General features: G+C 61.0%; 18 protein-coding genes. 16 read left to right on the top strand and 2 right to left on the bottom strand.

Annotated features, from left to right (window positions below; genetic code table 11):
* Window positions 1-254: 254 nt before the first annotated feature.
* Both HPT27_RS09730 and HPT27_RS09725 read left to right on the top strand, forming a co-directional pair.
* Window positions 255-1,052, top strand: a complete 798-nt coding sequence (locus HPT27_RS09730; protein WP_172242378.1) for a cytochrome C assembly family protein — start codon at window positions 255-257, stop codon at window positions 1,050-1,052.
* 71 nt (window positions 1,053-1,123) lie between these two features.
* Window positions 1,124-2,410 (top strand): HlyC/CorC family transporter, encoded by a 1,287-nt coding sequence (locus HPT27_RS09725; RefSeq protein WP_172242375.1) that lies wholly within the window; start codon window positions 1,124-1,126, stop codon window positions 2,408-2,410.
* Between the two features lie 106 nt (window positions 2,411-2,516).
* On the opposite strand, the gene HPT27_RS09720 is transcribed toward HPT27_RS09725, so the two are convergent.
* Together HPT27_RS09720 and HPT27_RS09715 are read right to left on the bottom strand one after the other, a co-directional pair.
* Entirely contained in the window at window positions 2,517-3,311 is a 795-nt protein-coding gene (locus HPT27_RS09720; protein ID WP_172242372.1) for a response regulator, read from the bottom strand.
* 85 nt (window positions 3,312-3,396) lie between these two features.
* On the bottom strand, window positions 3,397-4,056 hold the full coding sequence (locus HPT27_RS09715; RefSeq protein ID WP_172242369.1) for a glutathione S-transferase family protein: 660 nt from the start codon (window positions 4,054-4,056) through the stop codon (window positions 3,397-3,399).
* Between the two features lie 317 nt (window positions 4,057-4,373).
* On the opposite strand from HPT27_RS09715, the gene HPT27_RS09710 reads away from it, so the two are divergent.
* The 14 genes from HPT27_RS09710 (at window position 4,374) to HPT27_RS09645 (ending at window position 17,053) form a co-directional block, all read left to right on the top strand.
* Window positions 4,374-5,324: a type IV pilus biogenesis protein PilM gene (locus tag HPT27_RS09710; protein WP_172242366.1), complete on the top strand. Its 951-nt coding sequence runs from the start codon at window positions 4,374-4,376 to the stop codon at window positions 5,322-5,324.
* Window positions 5,311-5,934: a PilN domain-containing protein gene (locus HPT27_RS09705; protein WP_172242363.1), complete on the top strand. Its 624-nt coding sequence runs from the start codon at window positions 5,311-5,313 to the stop codon at window positions 5,932-5,934. The genes HPT27_RS09710 and HPT27_RS09705 overlap by 14 nt, the downstream gene beginning before the upstream one ends.
* Entirely contained in the window at window positions 5,915-6,634 is a 720-nt protein-coding gene (locus HPT27_RS09700; RefSeq protein ID WP_172242360.1) for a hypothetical protein, read from the top strand. The genes HPT27_RS09705 and HPT27_RS09700 overlap by 20 nt, the downstream gene beginning before the upstream one ends.
* Before the next feature lie 43 nt (window positions 6,635-6,677).
* Complete coding sequence (locus tag HPT27_RS09695) at window positions 6,678-7,013, top strand: hypothetical protein (RefSeq protein WP_172242357.1); 336 nt, start codon at window positions 6,678-6,680, stop codon at window positions 7,011-7,013.
* Window positions 7,010-8,701, top strand: coding sequence for a pilus (MSHA type) biogenesis protein MshL (gene mshL, locus HPT27_RS09690; protein WP_172242354.1), 1,692 nt, complete (start codon window positions 7,010-7,012; stop codon window positions 8,699-8,701). The genes HPT27_RS09695 and mshL overlap by 4 nt, the downstream gene beginning before the upstream one ends.
* Window positions 8,702-8,719: 18 nt before the next feature.
* Window positions 8,720-9,613 (top strand): ExeA family protein, encoded by an 894-nt coding sequence (locus HPT27_RS09685; RefSeq protein WP_172242351.1) that lies wholly within the window; start codon window positions 8,720-8,722, stop codon window positions 9,611-9,613.
* Entirely contained in the window at window positions 9,610-10,896 is a 1,287-nt protein-coding gene (locus HPT27_RS09680) for a hypothetical protein (protein WP_172242348.1), read from the top strand. Before HPT27_RS09685 ends, HPT27_RS09680 begins: the two co-directional genes overlap by 4 nt.
* Window positions 10,893-12,590 (top strand): GspE/PulE family protein, encoded by a 1,698-nt coding sequence (locus HPT27_RS09675; RefSeq protein WP_172242345.1) that lies wholly within the window; start codon window positions 10,893-10,895, stop codon window positions 12,588-12,590. The genes HPT27_RS09680 and HPT27_RS09675 overlap by 4 nt, the downstream gene beginning before the upstream one ends.
* Window positions 12,591-12,624: 34 nt before the next feature.
* Entirely contained in the window at window positions 12,625-13,851 is a 1,227-nt protein-coding gene (locus HPT27_RS09670; RefSeq protein WP_172242342.1) for a type II secretion system F family protein, read from the top strand.
* Window positions 13,852-13,867: 16 nt separating this feature from the next.
* The gene (locus HPT27_RS09665) at window positions 13,868-14,467 is read left to right on the top strand and encodes a type II secretion system protein (RefSeq protein WP_172242339.1); all 600 of its coding nucleotides are present in this window, start codon (window positions 13,868-13,870) and stop codon (window positions 14,465-14,467) included.
* A gap of 257 nt (window positions 14,468-14,724) precedes the next feature.
* Window positions 14,725-15,243, top strand: a complete 519-nt coding sequence (locus tag HPT27_RS19610; RefSeq protein WP_172242336.1) for a prepilin-type N-terminal cleavage/methylation domain-containing protein — start codon at window positions 14,725-14,727, stop codon at window positions 15,241-15,243.
* Window positions 15,244-15,313: 70 nt separating this feature from the next.
* The gene (locus HPT27_RS09655) at window positions 15,314-15,715 is read left to right on the top strand and encodes a type II secretion system protein (protein WP_172242333.1); all 402 of its coding nucleotides are present in this window, start codon (window positions 15,314-15,316) and stop codon (window positions 15,713-15,715) included.
* Window positions 15,705-16,253: a type IV pilus modification PilV family protein gene (locus HPT27_RS09650; protein WP_172242330.1), complete on the top strand. Its 549-nt coding sequence runs from the start codon at window positions 15,705-15,707 to the stop codon at window positions 16,251-16,253. The genes HPT27_RS09655 and HPT27_RS09650 overlap by 11 nt, the downstream gene beginning before the upstream one ends.
* Window positions 16,253-17,053: a PilW family protein gene (locus tag HPT27_RS09645; RefSeq protein ID WP_172242327.1), complete on the top strand. Its 801-nt coding sequence runs from the start codon at window positions 16,253-16,255 to the stop codon at window positions 17,051-17,053. Before HPT27_RS09650 ends, HPT27_RS09645 begins: the two co-directional genes overlap by 1 nt.
* Window positions 17,054-17,096: the final 43 nt, after the last annotated feature.

The raw sequence follows: 17,096 nt of genomic DNA, 5'->3' as shown, positions 1-17,096 counted from the left end.
GGCGACGGGGCCTGTTTGGGGGCAGAAAAATACAGCGCGCGCCGGAAGGGCGCGCAAGGTGGTTCAATTGTAGCGGACTCCGGCCGGCAACTGGCGAGAAAACCGGCGTGGAAAGCGGCGCTTGGTCAGGGCAATTCCGGCCACCGAATCGGCACGGCCTTGGCCTTGGCAAAGCGCTATGCGACCATAGCGCCAGCCGCGGCCTGCAGCCGCAGTCCTTTTCCCCGCGCCGCCACCGTACGGATGGTCAAAACTTGAACGCCTTACTCTTGCTTGCCGTACTGACTGCGCTGTTTTATCTGTTGCAGGCCGGCTGGATGTTTCACCAGCTGCGTCACGGGGTTCGACTCGGTCATCGGGTGCTGATGCTGGCGTTGCTGCCCGCCCTGTTGCAGGCGGTGCTGCTGCATCTGGTCATCGACACACCCACCGGGCAAAACCTCGGCTTTCTGCCCATCGCCGCCATGGTCAGCTGGCTGATCGTGCTGCTGCTGATGATCCCCGGCGAACAACTGGCGACACCGCTGCTGCTGTTTGCCTTGCCGCTGGCCGCCGCCTTCTCGCTGGCACTGCCGCTGATGCCGGCGGATCACGTCCGGCAACTCGCCGGCGCCTGGCCAAGTCTGGTGCATATTTTTTCCGCCCTGCTCGCCTACAGCCTGCTGATGGTCGCTGCAGTGCAGGCACTGCTGCTGTGGTGGCTGGAGCAAAAACTGCGGCATGCGCCGATGCAGGTGTCGCCGCTGCTGCCGCCCTTGCAATTGCAGGAAAGTTTTCTGTTTCGGGTGATCAGCACCGGCTTTGGTTTGCTGACGCTGGCGCTGCTGATTGCCGTCATCGGCATGCCGGATCTGTTCGCCAGCCAGCCGCTGCACAAACCGGTATTTGCCGTGCTGTCATGGTTGGTCTTTGCGGTGTTGCTGTTCGGCCGCTGGCAGCGTGGCTGGCGAGGTCGCATCGCGGTGCGCTGGACTTTGGTCGGTTTTGCCTTGCTGGCGCTGTCGTATGCTGGCACCCGTATCGTGTTGGAATATGTGCTGCACCGCGGCTGAGTCCGCGCTGCATTTAACCGAATTCGGCCAATACCTCCGCATCGTGGCTGATGCGCCAGAAATCCGCCCTCGTGGATAATTTAAATACCACCGAAATCCTGCTGTTGCTGTTGTTACTGATCGTGGTTTTTGCCGCGTTCAACGCCGCAGAATTCGGCGTCATGGCGATCAACCGCTATCGCCTGCGCCATCTCGCCCGCAGCGGTCATATTGCCGCCCGCATGACCCAGAAGATGCTGGAGACGCCGGAGCGCGTCATCGGTCTGATTCTGCTGGTGATGACCGTGCTGAACTCGGCGATTGTCGCGATTGCCACCTATCTGTCGGTGCGCCTGTTTGGCGAGGACTGGGGCGTGATGATCGCCACCGGCGTTATCTCCGTCATCATGCTGGTGTTTGCCGAGGCAGCGCCGAAAACGCTGGGCGCGCTGTATCCGGAAAAGGTCGCGTTTCCGTTCGCTTACCTCCTGAAACCACTGCTCGTCATCCTGTGGCCATTTGTCGAAGCAACCAGCTGGGCCTCGAACGGGTTTCTGCGGCTGCTCGGCGTCAAGACCAGCGCGCACGGCCACGATGCCCTGAGCGCAGAAGAGCTGCGCTCGGTGGTCAACGAAGCCGGCACCTTTATCTCGCGCCGGCACCAGAAAATGCTGCTCAGCATTCTGGATCTGGAAAAAGTCACGGTCGATGACATCATGGTGTCGCGGCATGACATTTTCGGCATTGATCTGGACATGCCACGCGAAGAAATCATGCCGACTTTACTGCATTGCCAGCACACCCGTCTGCTGGTCTGGCGCGGTGACATCAACAACGTCGAGGGCTTTTTGCACGCCCGTGACGCGCTGAATCTGGTGGCCCAGGACGAGTTCAGCGATGAAGACTTGAAACAGGCGCTGCGCCAGCCCTACTTTGTCCCGGTAGGCACGCCGCTGACCACCCAATTGCTGAATTTCCAGCGCAATCGCCGCCGGATTGGCCTGGTCGTTGATGAGTACGGCGACATTCAGGGGCTGGTCACGCTGGAAGATATTCTGGAAGAAATCGTCGGCGAATTTACCACCGACATCGCGACCCAGATCAACAAGGACACTTCGCCAACCGCAGACGGTCATGTCATGGTCGAAGGTGGCGCTGCCATTCGCGATCTGGTCCGCAGCCAGCACTGGCAATTGCCGACCGACGGCCCGAAAACACTGAACGGTTTGTTGCTGGAATACCTGGAAACGCTGCCAACGTCCGGCACCTGTGTCCGGCTGTACGGTTACCCGATGGAGATCGTGCAGGTCAAGGACAACATGATCAAAGCCGTGAAGGTGATGCCGTCGCTGTATCGCGATGACAGCGCAAACGGTTGAGCCACAGTGCGCGCGCTTCAGTTACACGGTGGAGGCAGAATCTGATGGCAAATCGCACGGCGATTCGATCGGCGATTTGATCCGCAGTTTGAGCTGCTACGCCCGCTCAGCCGAGCACGGAACGCAATAGCTGCCGGACCGAATCCGGTTCAAACGGCTTGTCACACAGCGCCGACACCCCGGCTTGCGCGACCATGTCCAAGCGGGTCGAATTCTGCTCGCTGGTCACCATCAGGATCGGCACATAAGCGCCATCTTCGCGCTGGCGTATCGCGGTGACCAACTCCTGACCGTCCATCTCCGGCATGTTGTAATCGGTGACCACCAAATCAAAGGTACCGGCAGCAAATTTGGCGACCCCATCGCGGCCATTTTCCGCCGTCGTGATCTGGCTGATGCCCATGTCGCCGAGCACGCGGGAAATGTGCCGGCGCGCCAGCGCGCTGTCATCCACCACCAGCACCCGCAGCGTTTTCACATCCCAGGAATCGAGCTGCAGTTCATCCGGCTCGACGTAATGCAGACCGGCCTTGAGGCCACGGACGATATCGTCGGCCGTGAACGGTTTGGGCAGGATGGCAACCACACCTGCCTGCCGGATCGGATCGAGCATCGAAAAGCGGGTTTCACTCGACACCAGCATGAACGGCAGATTCTGGAAACGCGTCTCCTGGCGCAGCTGATGCACCAGCTCGACGGCGGTCATGTCCGGCAGGTAATACGAACTGATCAGCAGATCCGGCAGATGCCGGTTCAATTCCGCCAGCGCTTCGGCGCCGCTGCCAACCACTTCGACTTGATGCACCTTTGCGTCGCGCAGATGCTGCAGGAAAATTTTCTGCTGGATGGCCGATGGCTCAACCACCAGCAGACTCAAATCGGATACCGCAAGGCGCGCCATGATGACCCACAACCAACCAGAACTCGGCCAAGTGTAGGCGAGTTCTGCCGGTCCGGCCGGCAGCCGGACCGGCGCGGCAAATGGATCAGGCCTTGGCCGGCAACAGGCAGTAAGGCGCCGGAATGCCTTCCAGTTCAAAGGTCTTGCGCACGGCCGGCCGCTCGCTGACGAACTGCACCAGTTGCTGCAGATGCGGGTATTTGCTGACCGGCGGCTGGCCGAACCAGCGGCCCCAGCGGATCAGCATGAACAGGAACAAATCGGCGACCGAGAACTCGCTGCCGAGCAGATACGGACCGTGTTCGGCCAGCGCCTTGTCGATCTGCTGATACAGCGCATCGGCGTTCTGCTCGGCTCGGGCCTTGATGGCCGGGCCATGCGCCGGATCGGTGCTGAGCCGGTCCGGGTAGAAATAGGCGATCAGCGCCGGCTGCAGGCTGTTGGTCAGAAACATCAGCCACTTGTACAGCTGGCCGCGGGCAGGATGGGTCAATGCCGGTACTAAGTGACTGTTCGGATGCCGGTCAGCCAGATACAGGCAGATGGCGGCCGACTCGAACAGCACCATGTCGCCATCCACCAGGGTCGGCACCCGGGCATTCGGATTCAGCTTCAGATAGGCATCGGTCTTGTGCTCGCCCTTGTCGGCATCGAGCCGGACAAACTGATACGGCAGGCCGAGCTCCTCCAGCACCATACGCGGGGCCAGGCTGGCCGAGCCGATAAAGCCATACAGCTGATACATGGTTGAGCTCCTGTTTGCGGGGTCTGAACGGTGTCCGGTCCGGGCACGAAACGGCCCGGAATGGCAGGGCATTCTCCCCTGCCCGCGCGCTGCGCGGCAACGCGGACATTGCAGCGTTTTGGGAAAAAAAGCGTCCAGCAAAACTGGCTAGATCAATAACTTGTGCTTAACTTGAGACGGAAGCACCAAGCACCGGTGCCGCTTTCCGCTGGCTGTCCGGACCGACTGGCTGAGCCGCAAGCTCGGCGCCGCAGACGGTTTGAAACTGCCGGTTTGAAAGTATCGGTCCGAAATAAGAAAAACAGGGGACTCCAGACTTGCGATTGTTCGGCCGCCGTTCACGCCGCTCGACTGCCACCGCACTCGGGCTGATATTGACGCCGCAAGCTTTTGCCCTCGCCCGGCTCAGTCCCGATGCCGATGCCCCTCGACTGCTGCATCTGCAACATCAGGAGTTTGGCAATCTCGGCGAGTTTGCCAGCCGCCTGCAACAACTCCGTGACAAGCTCGAATGGGATGGACAGGCCGTCGTGGTCTGCCTGTCGCCGGAGCTGTATCGGCTGCAACAGGCCGATGCGCCCAATGTGCCGCCGGCCGAACGCAATGCCGCGCTAGCCTGGGCACTGCGCGACGTGATCGATTTTCCCGCCACCGAAGCCGCGCTCGACAGCTTCTCACCGCCCGCAGTGGCCGGTCGCAGTGGCCCTGAACGGTTGTTTGTCGCGGTCAGCCACAAGGCGCGCATCAAACCGTATGTCGAGGCCATTCTGGCGGCCGGGCTGGAGATTCGCGCCATCGACATTCCGGAACTGTGCGCGCGCAATTTGCTGCTGCGGTTGGCGCCGCCGCTGAATAGCGCTGCAGTCTTGGCGCCCGCCAGTCGCGGCTGCGCGTTGTATCTCTACCACGGCAATGAACTGGCGGTGTCACGGCAACTGTCCGGCATCGGTGATTTGCGTTTGCTGTTCAGTGGACTCGACAACAGCCAGGCGCAGGAACAATTGCTGCTGGAAATTCAGCGCACGCTCGATTACTACGAAAGCCAAATCGCTCGCCGGCCGGTCGCGCGGCTGCTGCTGCCGCCGCTGCCGGAAGAACTGAACGGGTTGTTGCCACTGCTGCGCGACAATCTCGGTGTCACCGTCGCGGCGCTCGATCTGCCGACGCTGGTGCCAATGGACAATCCCGCCGAGCAAAAAACGCTGGTGGCTGGCTGGTTGGCCATCGGTGCCGCCTTGCGACGCGAGGTAACCGATGCAGCAGATTAATCTTTTCCTCGCCGAATTTGCCCCGGCACCGCAGCGACTGACGCTGCGCACCCTGCTGCGGCTGTTGATCGGATTGCTGCTGGTGCTAGTGTTGATTGGTGCCTTTTTGGCGCAGCAACTGTATCGGGAGCGCGATCGCAGCGCGCAAGGCCGCACCGAGCTGGATGGGGTAATCGCCGCAATCAGCCAAAGCCACGGCAATCAGCAAGCCCAGCAAAATGTCGCAGCGCGATTGGCGCAATTGCGCCTGCAATTGACCGAACAACAAGCGCTATTGGCCGATTTGCAGCAACGCGAAGCCCGGCAAACCACCGGCTTTGCCCCACTGCTGCAAACGCTGGCGCAGGAGCATGACAGTCGGCTGTGGCTAACTCATATCGCGGCCAAAAATGGCCGGTTGCAACTGGCTGGCGAAACCCTCAATGCCGCCGCCGTGCCGAGCTGGCTCGGCAAATTGCAAACCACCGCGCCGCTTCAGGGCCAGCGCTTTGCCGGCCTCAGCATCAGCCGCGTCGACAGCAAACCGGGCGTGCTGGCGTTCCGTCTGAGTCCGGAGCCGCTGGCCACCGAAACCGAATCAGGAGACAGCCATGCTGCCGCTCAGCGCTAGTTGGCGTCGGCTCGACAACCGCTTTCTGGCACTCAGCCAGCGGGAGCGGCTGATGGTGATCGCGATGGTGCTGGCCATCATTGCTGCCGCTGCCGAATTCCTGTTTTTCTCGACCCTGCGCGAACAAATCACGCTGGAAAAAAATCAGCAGGCCAGCACCCGGCAGCAACGCGAGCAACTGGAGAACGAGTTGGCGCAGTTGCAGGCATGGCATGCCAGTCAGGAAGACGCCGGCCAGCTCAATGCCGTGACTGCCGAATTGCAGGCGGTCGATGATCAGATTCAGCAATTGTCGCAGCGCATGGTGCCACCGGAGCAGATGACGGCCTTGTTGCAGCAACTGCTGGCACGTGAGCAAGGCATGCAGGTGGTGGCGCTGGAAAAGCTGCCACTGGAACAACCGGTTATTGCTGGAACCGATGCTGGAACCGACGCCGATGCCGACGCCGGCACCGTGGTTGATCCGGTCACCGCCGCCGCCAGCAAAATCGACAACGCCGCGCATCTGTATCGCCATCGGCTGCGACTCAGTCTGCGCGGCAGCTATTTCGACAGCCTGCGTTACCTGCAGGCGATGGAAGCCTTGCCGTGGACCGTTTACTGGGACAGCCTCGACTATCAGGTCGAGCAATACCCGCTCGGCATCATGACGGTGGAAATTGCAACGCTCGGTCAGGAAGAGGGGTGGCTCGGTGGCTAATGCGCGCAGATCACGCCCTGTCGTTTCACCGCCGTGCAAACAATTGTTCGCACTGCTGTGGCTCACCTTTGGCGCTACGGCCGGTGCCGCTGAGTTGCGCGACCCGACCCGCCCCGGTTGGTCACCGCCGGATCCGAACGCCGCGGCCCAGGCCAGCAAGCCGGTCAGCAATCCGCTGACCGCGATCGTGATCGGTGATCACAAACGGCTGGCGCTGATCGGTGAGCGCTATTACCAAACCGGCGAACGCGTTGGCGATGCCACGCTCAGCGCCATTGCATTCGATCATGTTGTGCTGAAAAGCGGCACCGGCCAGCGCATTCTGCGCCTGACGCCCACGCTCGACAGCCGCACTGCTGCCAAGGTGAATGGCTTATGACTGCTACTCGCAAGCTGTCGACAACGGGCTACCCGGCGACACCGCCGCGCGCCAGCCAGCTGACCGCATTGACCGGCGCGCTCTTACTCAGCAGTGCCGTGCTCAGCAGTGCGGTTCTGCTCAGTGCCTGCCAATCGGTGCCGCCACCGGCACGTGAACCGGGTCCGGTCAATCAGGCCTTGAAAGACAGCAGCGCGCGACCCGCAGCAACACCGCCGGCCGACGTGGTGCAAGCCTTGTTGCCACCGGCAGCCAGTGTGCCGGCGGAACCGCGTTTTGATTTGAACGTCAACAATGTCGACGCCAGACAGTTTTTCATGGGGCTGGTCGCCGGCACGCCATACAACATTGTGGTTCGCCCCGACGTCACCGGAACCTTGAGTCTGACCGTGCGCAATGTCAGCGTTCCGGACGTGATGGAAATTGCCCGCGACGTTTACGGTTACGAATTCGAACGGCGTGGCAATTTGTTCACAGTCAGTTCGGCCGGTTTGCAAACCGCGATCATTCCGGTCAACTACCTGAACCTGAGCCGTAAAGGCCAATCACAAACCCGGGTCAATTCGGGCCAGCTCGCCGACGCCGGCAGCAGTTCCGGCCAGAGCGGTTCCAGCGGTGGCGGCAACAACGGTTCCAACACCAGCGGCTCGCAAGCCACCACGATTCCCAGCACGGTCATTGAAACCCGCTCAGAAGCCGATCTGTGGAAAGAACTGCAATTGACATTGCAAAGCCTGATTGCCGGCAGCGAAGGCGGTTCGGTTATCGTCAATCCGCAGGCAAGCCTTGCCATCGTTCGCGCCTTGCCCGGTGATTTGCGCAACGTGCATCGCTACCTGAGCAGCGCCGAAACGCATCTGCAGCGGCAAGTGATTCTGGAAGCCAAAATTCTCGAAGTGACGCTGAGCGATGGTTTTCAGGCCGGCATCGACTGGACCAATCTGAGCCAGACCGGCGGTGGCACTCAGGAAACCGGCCAGACCGGCCAAATACTCGACATTCCGGCCCAGCAAAATCCGCTTAATGGTTATTTCACTGGCATTTTCACTGGCGGCGATTTTGAAGCGACGTTGCAGTTGTTGCGCACCCAAGGCACGGTGCAGGTGCTGTCGAGTCCGCGCGTATCGACGGTCAATAATCAGAAAGCGGTGATCAAAGTCGGCACTGATGAGTTCTTCGTCACCGGCATTTCAACCACCACCACCTCCGGCACCGGCGGTGCGACCAGCACGCCCAATGTCACGCTGTCGCCGTTCTTCTCCGGCATCGCGCTGGATGTCACCCCGCAGATTGGCGACAGCGGCGATATCACACTGCATGTGCATCCCAGCGTCAGCGAAGTGAAAGACCAAACCAAACAAATCGATTTCGGCAGCACTGGCCAACTGACCCTGCCGCTGGCGCTGTCCAGCATCCGCGAAGCCGACAGCATTGTCCGCGCCCGCAGCGGTCAAATCATCGTCATTGGCGGCCTGATGCAGGACAAACTGAGTCAGGAAGACGCCGGCATTCCGTGGCTGTCGGAAATTCCCTGGCTCGGCAAATTGTTCACCCAGCAGCGCGAAGCCAGCGCCAAAAGTGAACTTGTCATTCTGCTGCGACCGCTGGTCACCAGCGATGAAATCTGGCAGCAGGATATCGACGGCAGCCGGCAGCGAGTCGATCGCTACACCGGCGAGAAGCCGTAAGCACCGGACGCTGCCGCCATGTATCTGCAACATTTCGGCCTGCGCGAACTGCCGTTCACGCTGACTCCGAATACGCAATTCTTTTGCGATTTGCCCGGCCACCGCGAAGCGCTCAATGTACTGCTGGTGGCACTAGCCGGCGGTGAAGGTTTTATCAAGATCACCGGTGAAGTGGGCAGTGGCAAAACCTTGCTGTGCCGGCTGCTGCTCAATTCGCTGCACGGCAAACAGCCGTATGCCTATGTCGCCAACGCCAATCTGGAACCGCCGGCCTTGCAGCGCGCGCTGGCCAGCGAACTGGGCTTGCCGGACACGCTGGCAACCGCCGAATTGCCTCGCGCCATCGAACGGCAATTGCTGGCGTTGGCGCGCGCGGGCCATCCGGTGGTGCTGATCATCGATGAAGCCCAGGCGCTGCCCGACAGCAGCCTGGAAAGCCTGCGGCTGTTTACCAATCTGGAAACCGAACGCGGCAAACTTTTGCAGGTTGTGCTGTTTGGTCAACCCGAACTCGATACCCGACTGGCGCGGCCACAGCTGCGGCAATTGCGCCAGCGCATTGCGTTTTCCTATTGCTTGCCACGGCTGAGCTTGCGCCAAAGCAATCGCTATTTGCAGCACCGGCTCGATCATGCCGGCTGGCAACACGGCCGTGGTTTTTCTCGGCCCGCGCAAGCGGCACTGCATTTTTTTGCCGTCGGCACGCCGCGCGTGCTCAATCTGCTCAGCCACAAATGCCTGATGCTGGCTTACGCCGGTCAGCGCTATCGCCTGCGACTGCGCGACGTGCTGCACGCCGCCAGCGACACCGAAGCGACTCGCCCCTTGCAACGCGCGTTACGCCAATGTCTGTTGCTGGCAGCCGGTCTGCTCAGCGCCGGCTTGGCGTTGGCGTTCTGGACCCAGCCATGAGCGTCGTCAACACGATGCTGCGCGAGCTGGCCGATCGCCAGCAGGCCATGCCGACACTGGCCAGCGTTGACGTGTTGCCGGTGAAAAAAGCCGCCGAAGCGCAGGTCCGCTGGCCATGGTGGCTGGGCGCTGTCGTGCTGCTCGCCGGCAGCATTCTGTTCTGGCGTTGGCAGCAGCAGAACCCGGCGACGGGAATCAACCAAGCGTCGGCTGCGCTGACCCAACCGTTTCCGGCTGACTCAACCAACACAGCGTTGCACGCTGATGTCGCGAATGCGCCAGCAAACAACAGCGAGCGCGCCGACGCCGCAATCCCGGTAACCACAATCCCAGCAACACCAGTCAAGCCAACTCCGTTGACCGCAAAGCCGATCACCGAACAGCAGCCAATAGCCAGCGCAAGCACATCCGCCAACAAGACAAAAGCAGGCGCAAGCAAACCGGCCAGTATTGGCTGGGAGTTGGTGGAAGCAGAAAACCCGGAGCTGACGGTGGCGCTACCCATCGCTGATCGCGAAGCCGATATTGGCGATGTTGTAGAAACCGTAGCCATTACCGACCCGTTCGCGAGTCAACAAACACCGCGCCAGCAGACAGCGAGTCCGGCACCCGCCCCGAGTGTTTTCGAACGGCAACCGGCGCAGCAGTCGCTGCCGGAACAACTGGTGCAATGGCGACAGCAGGCGCGCCGGGCGCTGGCAGTCGGTGACTGGCGTGGCGCCGACGCCGCAGTTCGCAGTGGCCTGCAATTGCAGCCGGATGACAGCGAACTGCAGGTGCTGCAATTGCAGATTGAAGCGCAGCAGGCGCCTTTGGCGGCACGCGCGCACGCGCAAGCACTGCTGCACGCCAAGCCCGACAACTGGTCCGTGCGGCAATGGCTCGGCACCGAGTTTTTGCAGCAACAGCAATTTGCTGCGGCGCTGACTGTGCTGCAGCAACAGCCGCCAACCATGATAGAGGCGCCCGACTATCACGCCGTACTGGCACTGGCCGAACAACAAACCGGTGCCCATGCCGCCGCCGCTGCCCGCTATCGCGGCTTGCTGAACCTGCAACCGGAACACGGTCGTCACTACGCCGGTTTGGCCTTGTCACTGGAACCACTGGGTGACAACGCTGGCGCCCTCGCCGCCTGGCGCGCCGCACTGCGCGATCCGCAGTTGCCGACCGCGGTCGCACAATTTGGTCGCCAGCGTCTGCAACAGCTGAGCAGCGCGGTGGCCAACGCCGCCGCACCCGCGCCGGCCACCACCGACTCTTCTTCGCAGGTAACACCATGAAGCGCACGAAAATCCGACTGGGCGATTTGCTGGTCGAGAATGGCGTCATCACGGCCGAACAGTTGCAGGCGGCGCTGAAACAACAAGCAGGCACCGGCCAGCGGCTGGGCACCACCTTGGTCGACATGCAGGTGGTTGACGAAACCCAACTGCTGAAATTCCTGGCCCAGCAAATCCAGATTCCGTTTATCGAACTGGGCCGGCACAAACTCAACGAAAGCCTCGCCCACAAGCTGACCGAAGTGCAGGCGCGCCGTTACCGGGCGCTGATCATCGAGGAAGGCAGCGGCCACTATCTCGCGGTGATGTCGGACCCGACCGATCTGACCCGCATCGACGAAATGCAATCGCTGCTCGACAAGCCGCTGCGCATCGGCGTCACCCGCGAAAGCGAGTTGATGCGGGCCATTGATATTGTGTATCGGCACACCGAGCAGATTGAAAGTCTGGCGCAGGAGCTGGGCGAAACCAGCGGCGATCAATTCGATCTGGCCCGGCTCGGCGACAGCGTTGATGTCTCGGAAGCGCCAGTCGCCCGCCTGCTGCAAAGCATTTTCGAAGATGCCGTCAAATACGGCGCATCCGACGTGCATCTGGAGCCGGAAGAAGGCAGCCTGCGGATTCGGCTGCGGGTCGACGGCGTTTTGCAGGAACAAGTGGTGCGGGAAGCACGCATCGCACCGGCGGTGGTGCTGCGGCTGAAGCTGATGTCCAATCTCGACATCTCGGAAAAGCGGCGGCCGCAGGATGGCCGCTTCAACATGAGCGTGCAAGGCCGCAGCATCGATGTCCGCTTGGCAACCTTGCCGGTGGCGCACGGCGAATCGGTGGTGATGCGGCTGCTGGACCAAGGTGGCGGCCAGCTGCGCATTGATCAAATCGGCATGCCGCCGGCGCAAGCCGAAGAATTGCGCAAGCTGCTGCGCTGGCCCCATGGCATTTTGCTGGTCACCGGCCCGACCGGCTCCGGCAAATCAACCACGCTGTATGCCGCGCTGAATGAACTGAACAAGCCGGATGTAAAAATCATCACGGTCGAAGATCCGGTCGAATACCGGTTGCCGCGCATCAATCAGGTTCAGGTCAATACCAAAATCGAGCTGACCTTTGCCGCGGTGCTGCGGACGGTGCTGCGTGCCGATCCGGACATTGTGATGATCGGCGAAATGCGCGATCAGGAAACCGCCACCATCGGTTTGCGGGCAGCGCTGACCGGCCACCTGGTGCTGTCGACATTGCACACCAACGACGCCATCCAGAGCGCGCTGCGGCTGACCGACATGGGCGCCGAACCGTATCTGGTCGCCAGTACGCTGCGCGGCATCATCGCCCAGCGCTTGATTCGCAAACTCTGCTCGCATTGCGCGCAAGTCAGCGAGCTCACGCCGCAACAAAAAAGCTGGCTGCACCAGCAAGGCCAGACCGAATTGAGCGGTTTCAAAACCGCGCGCGGCTGCAATCACTGCAACCAGACCGGCTATCGCGGCCGGCTCGGCGTATTCGAACTGCTGGTGATCAACGACGAGCTGGCCGAAGCCTTGCGCCGCCAGGATCAGAATGCCTTCGTCAACGCGGCCAAGCGCGCGCCGGGCTACCGTCCGCTCGGGCTTGCTGCACTCGATTACGCACGCGACGGCCTGACCTCACTGGACGAAGTGACCCGGGTCAGCGAAGTGGCATTGCTGGATGACTGAGCTCACCCGACCCAAGCGCTGAAGGCCAACCGTCATGCCGATGTATTACTACAAAGGCCGCAACAGCAGCGGCGAATTGATCGAAGGCCGCAGCGAGTCCGGGACGGCTGACATGCTGGCCTCACGGCTGATGGCTGATGGCATCATGCCGACCAGCATCGAAGAGCAGCTGGCGGCGGTGCCGAAATCCAAGCGGCCCTTGCAACTGTTTAGCCGCAAGAAAGCCTCGCTGCCGGATCTGATCATGTTCAGCCGGCAGATGTATTCGCTGACCAAGGCCGGCGTGCCGATCATCCGCGCCATTTCCGGCCTCGCCGAAACCAGCCCCAGTGCCGAACTTAAAAGTGCGTTGACTGCCGTGGTCGATGACCTGACCTCCGGTATCGAACTCGCCGCGGCGATGGGCCGTCAGGGCCATGTGTTTTCTGCGCTTTACGTCAGCATGATTCACGTCGGTGAAAACACCGGCCGACTGGATCTGGCATTCGAGCAGCTTGGCCGCTATCTGGAACTCGAGCTGGATACCCAGCAGCGCATCAAGCAGGCGCTGCGTTACCCGACCATCGTCATGATCGCGATGGCGATCGCCATTACCGTGATCAACCTGTTTGTCGTGCCAGCCTTTGCCTCGCTGTTTGCCTCGTTCCGGGCCGAACTGCCGCTGCCAACCCGCATCCTGATTTTCACTTCCAATTTCTTCGTGCATTACTGGCCGCATCTGCTGGTGCTGATTATCGGCAGTGTCATATTTTTCTTCCGCTGGCGCGAATCAGAGCCGGGCAAGTTGGCCTGGGATGGTTTCAAGCTGAAAATTCCGATTATCGGAACGATCATTTACCGGGCGCTGTTGTCACGCTTTGCTCGCTCGTTTGCCATGTGTCAGCGCTCTGGCGTGCCAATATCGACCTCGCTGGCAGTGGTGGCCAATGCGGTCGACAATGCCAAAGTCGCCGTGCTGGTCAAGAAAATGCGGGAAGGCGTCGAGCGCGGCGAGAACATCAGCCGAACGGCGCACAACACCGGCATGTTTTCGCCACTGGTGCTGCAGATGCTGGTGGTCGGCGAAGAAACCGGCCAACTCGACAAGCTGCTTGATGAGGTCGCCGATTTCTACGAACGGGAAGTCGATTACGACCTGAAACGGCTGGCGCAGAACATCGAACCGATCCTGATTGTCGCGATGGGCGCCATGGTGCTGGTATTGGCGCTCGGCATTTTCATGCCGATGTGGAAACTGGCAGCAGTCGCCGGCGGCCATTGAGCAGAATTGACCAGCAATGAGCAAACACCGCGGCACGGGGCAGCAGCAAACGAAACGCCAATCGAAGCGCGCGTTGAAACCCCAGTCGGGATTTTCACTGCTGGAGTTTGCCTTGGTAGTCATGATTTTGGCTGCGGTGGTGTACGCGATTTTGCCGAGCATTGGTGGCAGTTTGAAATTCGCCCATGAAACCGTGGTCCGGCAAACGGCCGTTGCATTTCGCGACAGCCTGACACTGGTCGCGGCCAAGCATCAGTTGATTGCGCATACCGCCAACCGCACTGTGCACACGGGCCATCTGGCGCAATTCATTGATGTCGCTGGCTTCGGCAATGGCAGCCTGGATTTGAACGAACAGGGTTATCCGATTGGCAGCGACTGGCAGGCCGCCGAACAACGGCCGCTGCAAACCCGCGACTGCCTGTCGCTGTGGTACGGCCTGCTCGGTGGTCTGCCGCCGTCAGCGGCCATTGTTGGCGAGGCCGATTTTCGGGTGCAAACCCTGTTTGATGCGCAGCGGGGTCTGGGCTGCAGCTATCGCTACCTGCGCGCCGGCGAGATGACGATTCGCTACTTTCCGGACACCGGCGAGGTCAATGCAGACGTCCAGTTCTGAACCGCTGGACCGGTACCGACTCGACTGGCTTGCAGGGCACGCAGCGCCCGCAGCAATTGAGAATACCTGACTGGCGAATCGTGCCATTTCGGCCTACGCTTTATGGCATCACGAGGGATTGGTCCGTACCGCCGACGCAGCAAAATGGCCGGATGGACAAAAGCAGTGATACCGCCGCCGGTGTAGGTATGGGCCTCGGCAGCGCCGTAAGGGAAACAAACTCGGCTATCCCATCCGCTTTGACTGGAGTGTTTTCCATGAAATTTACAGGTAAGCAGCAGCTCACCAATAATCAGCAGTTCACCAATAGACAACAGGGCTTCACCTTGATCGAACTAATCGTCGTGCTGGTGATCCTAGGCATTTTGGCCGCCACCGCCGCACCGCTGTTCGTCAATCTGAAAGGCGATGCCAACAAGGCCGTGCTGCAGGGCGTTGATGCCTCAATGCGCAGTGCGGCAACCATGGTCTATGCCAAGGCCGCCATTGCCGGCCAGCTCGGCGCAACCGGCGACATCGATCTGGATTTGAACAATGATGGTGATACCGGTGATGCCGGCGAGGCCGGTTTTGATGTGGTGTACGGCTACCCGACCACTGCCAATATCACCAGCCTGCTGACCTTGAATCCGGCATCGGATTTCACCGTGAATGCCGGTACCGGCACCATCCAGCTGACCAAGGCAACGACACCGGCCAGCTGCCAACTGGTGTATGCCTCTGCCGCCGGTCCGGGTGCCGCACCGGTGATTACCCAAACCACCACCGGTTGCTAAATTAGCGCAGGCTTACCCCGTGCCAGGTACGCCACCGAAAAGGCAGCTCCCCCGGGTAGCTGCCTTTTCCATGTTGGAGCTGGTGATTGTCATGATCCTGCTCGGCATTCTGGCGGTGACCGTGTTGCCGCGCTTGCCCCGCAGCAGCGATGTGGCCGCCCGCGCCGCGCGCGACGAGGTGTTGGCGGCGCTGCGCTATGCCCAGCAGCTGGCCATGTCCGACGCCACCCGCGCCATCCGTTTTGTGCCGACCAGCAACAGTTACAGCATCACTGCGGATGGCGTTAATTTGTCGCTGCCGGAAGGCGGTGGCAACTACCCACGCGCACTGCCCAGTGATGTCAGCTTGAGCCCGACCACAACCCTGACCTACGACGGGCTTGGCAACGCCAGTGCCACCACGTTTGTGCTGACGGCCAGCGACAGCTGGCAAGTCTGTGTCGAAGCCAGTGGATACGCCCATGCCTGTTGAACCGCGCGGCCGGCTTGGCAAAACGTCGACCGGCTTCAGTCTGATCGAATTGATCGTCACGATCGTGGTCACCGCTATTGCCCTGACCGCGCTCGGTGTTGGTTTGTTGACCGCCAGCCGCAACAGCGCCGACCCCATTGTCAGCATGCGCGCCGCAACATTGGCGCAAGCCTATCTGGATGAAATTCTCAGCAAGCGCTTTGACGAAAACAATGCCTCGGGCGGCGTCACCCGCTGCGGTGAAACCGGCCAGCCTGCCTGCACCGTCACACTCGGTGCCGAAGCCGGCGAAACCCGCGCCAACTATGATGATGTCGATGATTATCACGGCCTGAATGAGTCGCCGCCCATCAATGCGCTCGGTACCGCGCAAAGCAATTACGACGGCTTCCGGGTGCAAATCAGCGTCGGCTACGCTGGTAGCGATTTCAACGCCGGTTTCGGCCTGCTGCAACCGGCGCTGAAAAAAATCACGGTGACAGTGACCGCGCCGATCGGTGGCAGCTTTGTCTTTGCCGCGTACCGGGGCAACTTCTGATGGTCACGCGCGCACGCGGTTACACGTTGATTGAACTGGTGATTGTCATCGCCATACTGGGCGTCATTGGCGTTGGTCTCATTTCCATTTACACCACCAGCATACGCCAGTACGTCGAAGCCAATTTGCGCGCCGAGCTCAGCGCCAGCGCCCGCTTTGCCGTTGAACGTCTGAGCCGGGAACTGCGCAATGCCCTGCCCAACAGCATCCGCGTCACCAGCGATGGCGATTGCGTCGAGTTTCGGCCGGTACAACTCGGCAGCACCTATGTTGATCTGCCACTGACCAGTGCCAGCAGCACCGTTACTGCCGCGGCGTTTACGCTGCCCGCTGGCAGCTGGTCGTTGTCGGTGATGCCTCTGCTGACCGGCAATGGCAGCAGCTCCGACATGTATGGGCCAAGCCCACTCGCGACGGCCGGCATTGCCAGTGTGGGCGCGCCGGATGCCAACAACATGGTCAGCATCACGCTGACGGCGGCCAAACAATTTCCGCGCAGCTCACCGGGCCGGCGCCTTTTCATTGTCGGTGCCCCGGTCAGTTTTTGTGTCACTGCTGCCAACCAGATCCGCCGCTACACCGGCTACGCCAGCACGGTTGTTCAACCAACCAAAAACGATTTGAGTGGCGGCACGCTGCTGGCCGAAAATGTCCAGGTCAGCGATGTCAGCAACACCGCCTTTCGCTATACCAGTGGCTCACTCGAACGCAATGCCGTGCTGAGCCTGCAGCTGCGGCTCAGCGCCGGCACGGAAACCCTGCGTTACGCACACGAGGTGTTGATCCGCAATGTGCCCTGATTTCGCTACGCTGCCGACAGCGGCGCACACCAAATTCGTAACA

Source organism: Permianibacter fluminis, from assembly GCF_013179735.1.
Classification (GTDB): domain Bacteria; phylum Pseudomonadota; class Gammaproteobacteria; order Enterobacterales; family Permianibacteraceae; genus Permianibacter; species Permianibacter fluminis.
The sequence above is the reverse complement of the archived record's forward strand: the minus strand, read 5'-3'. Positions and strand labels throughout refer to the sequence as shown.

Bases quoted from the DNA above. Each gene is read 5' to 3' on its own strand.
- HPT27_RS09720 (WP_172242372.1), bottom strand. From the start codon at position 3,311: ATGGCGCGCCTTGCGGTATCCGATTTGAGTCTGCTGGTGGTTGAGCCA.
- HPT27_RS09715 (WP_172242369.1), bottom strand. From the start codon at position 4,056: ATGTATCAGCTGTATGGCTTTATCGGCTCGGCCAGCCTGGCCCCGCGT.
- HPT27_RS09705 (WP_172242363.1), top strand. From the start codon at position 5,311: ATGCAGCAGATTAATCTTTTCCTCGCCGAATTTGCCCCGGCACCGCAG.
- HPT27_RS09700 (WP_172242360.1), top strand. From the start codon at position 5,915: ATGCTGCCGCTCAGCGCTAGTTGGCGTCGGCTCGACAACCGCTTTCTG.
- mshL (WP_172242354.1), top strand. From the start codon at position 7,010: ATGACTGCTACTCGCAAGCTGTCGACAACGGGCTACCCGGCGACACCG.
- HPT27_RS09685 (WP_172242351.1), top strand. From the start codon at position 8,720: ATGTATCTGCAACATTTCGGCCTGCGCGAACTGCCGTTCACGCTGACT.
- HPT27_RS09680 (WP_172242348.1), top strand. From the start codon at position 9,610: ATGAGCGTCGTCAACACGATGCTGCGCGAGCTGGCCGATCGCCAGCAG.
- HPT27_RS09675 (WP_172242345.1), top strand. From the start codon at position 10,893: ATGAAGCGCACGAAAATCCGACTGGGCGATTTGCTGGTCGAGAATGGC.
- HPT27_RS09670 (WP_172242342.1), top strand. From the start codon at position 12,625: ATGCCGATGTATTACTACAAAGGCCGCAACAGCAGCGGCGAATTGATC.
- HPT27_RS09665 (WP_172242339.1), top strand. From the start codon at position 13,868: ATGAGCAAACACCGCGGCACGGGGCAGCAGCAAACGAAACGCCAATCG.
- HPT27_RS19610 (WP_172242336.1), top strand. From the start codon at position 14,725: ATGAAATTTACAGGTAAGCAGCAGCTCACCAATAATCAGCAGTTCACC.
- HPT27_RS09655 (WP_172242333.1), top strand. From the start codon at position 15,314: ATGTTGGAGCTGGTGATTGTCATGATCCTGCTCGGCATTCTGGCGGTG.
- HPT27_RS09650 (WP_172242330.1), top strand. From the start codon at position 15,705: ATGCCTGTTGAACCGCGCGGCCGGCTTGGCAAAACGTCGACCGGCTTC.
- HPT27_RS09645 (WP_172242327.1), top strand. From the start codon at position 16,253: ATGGTCACGCGCGCACGCGGTTACACGTTGATTGAACTGGTGATTGTC.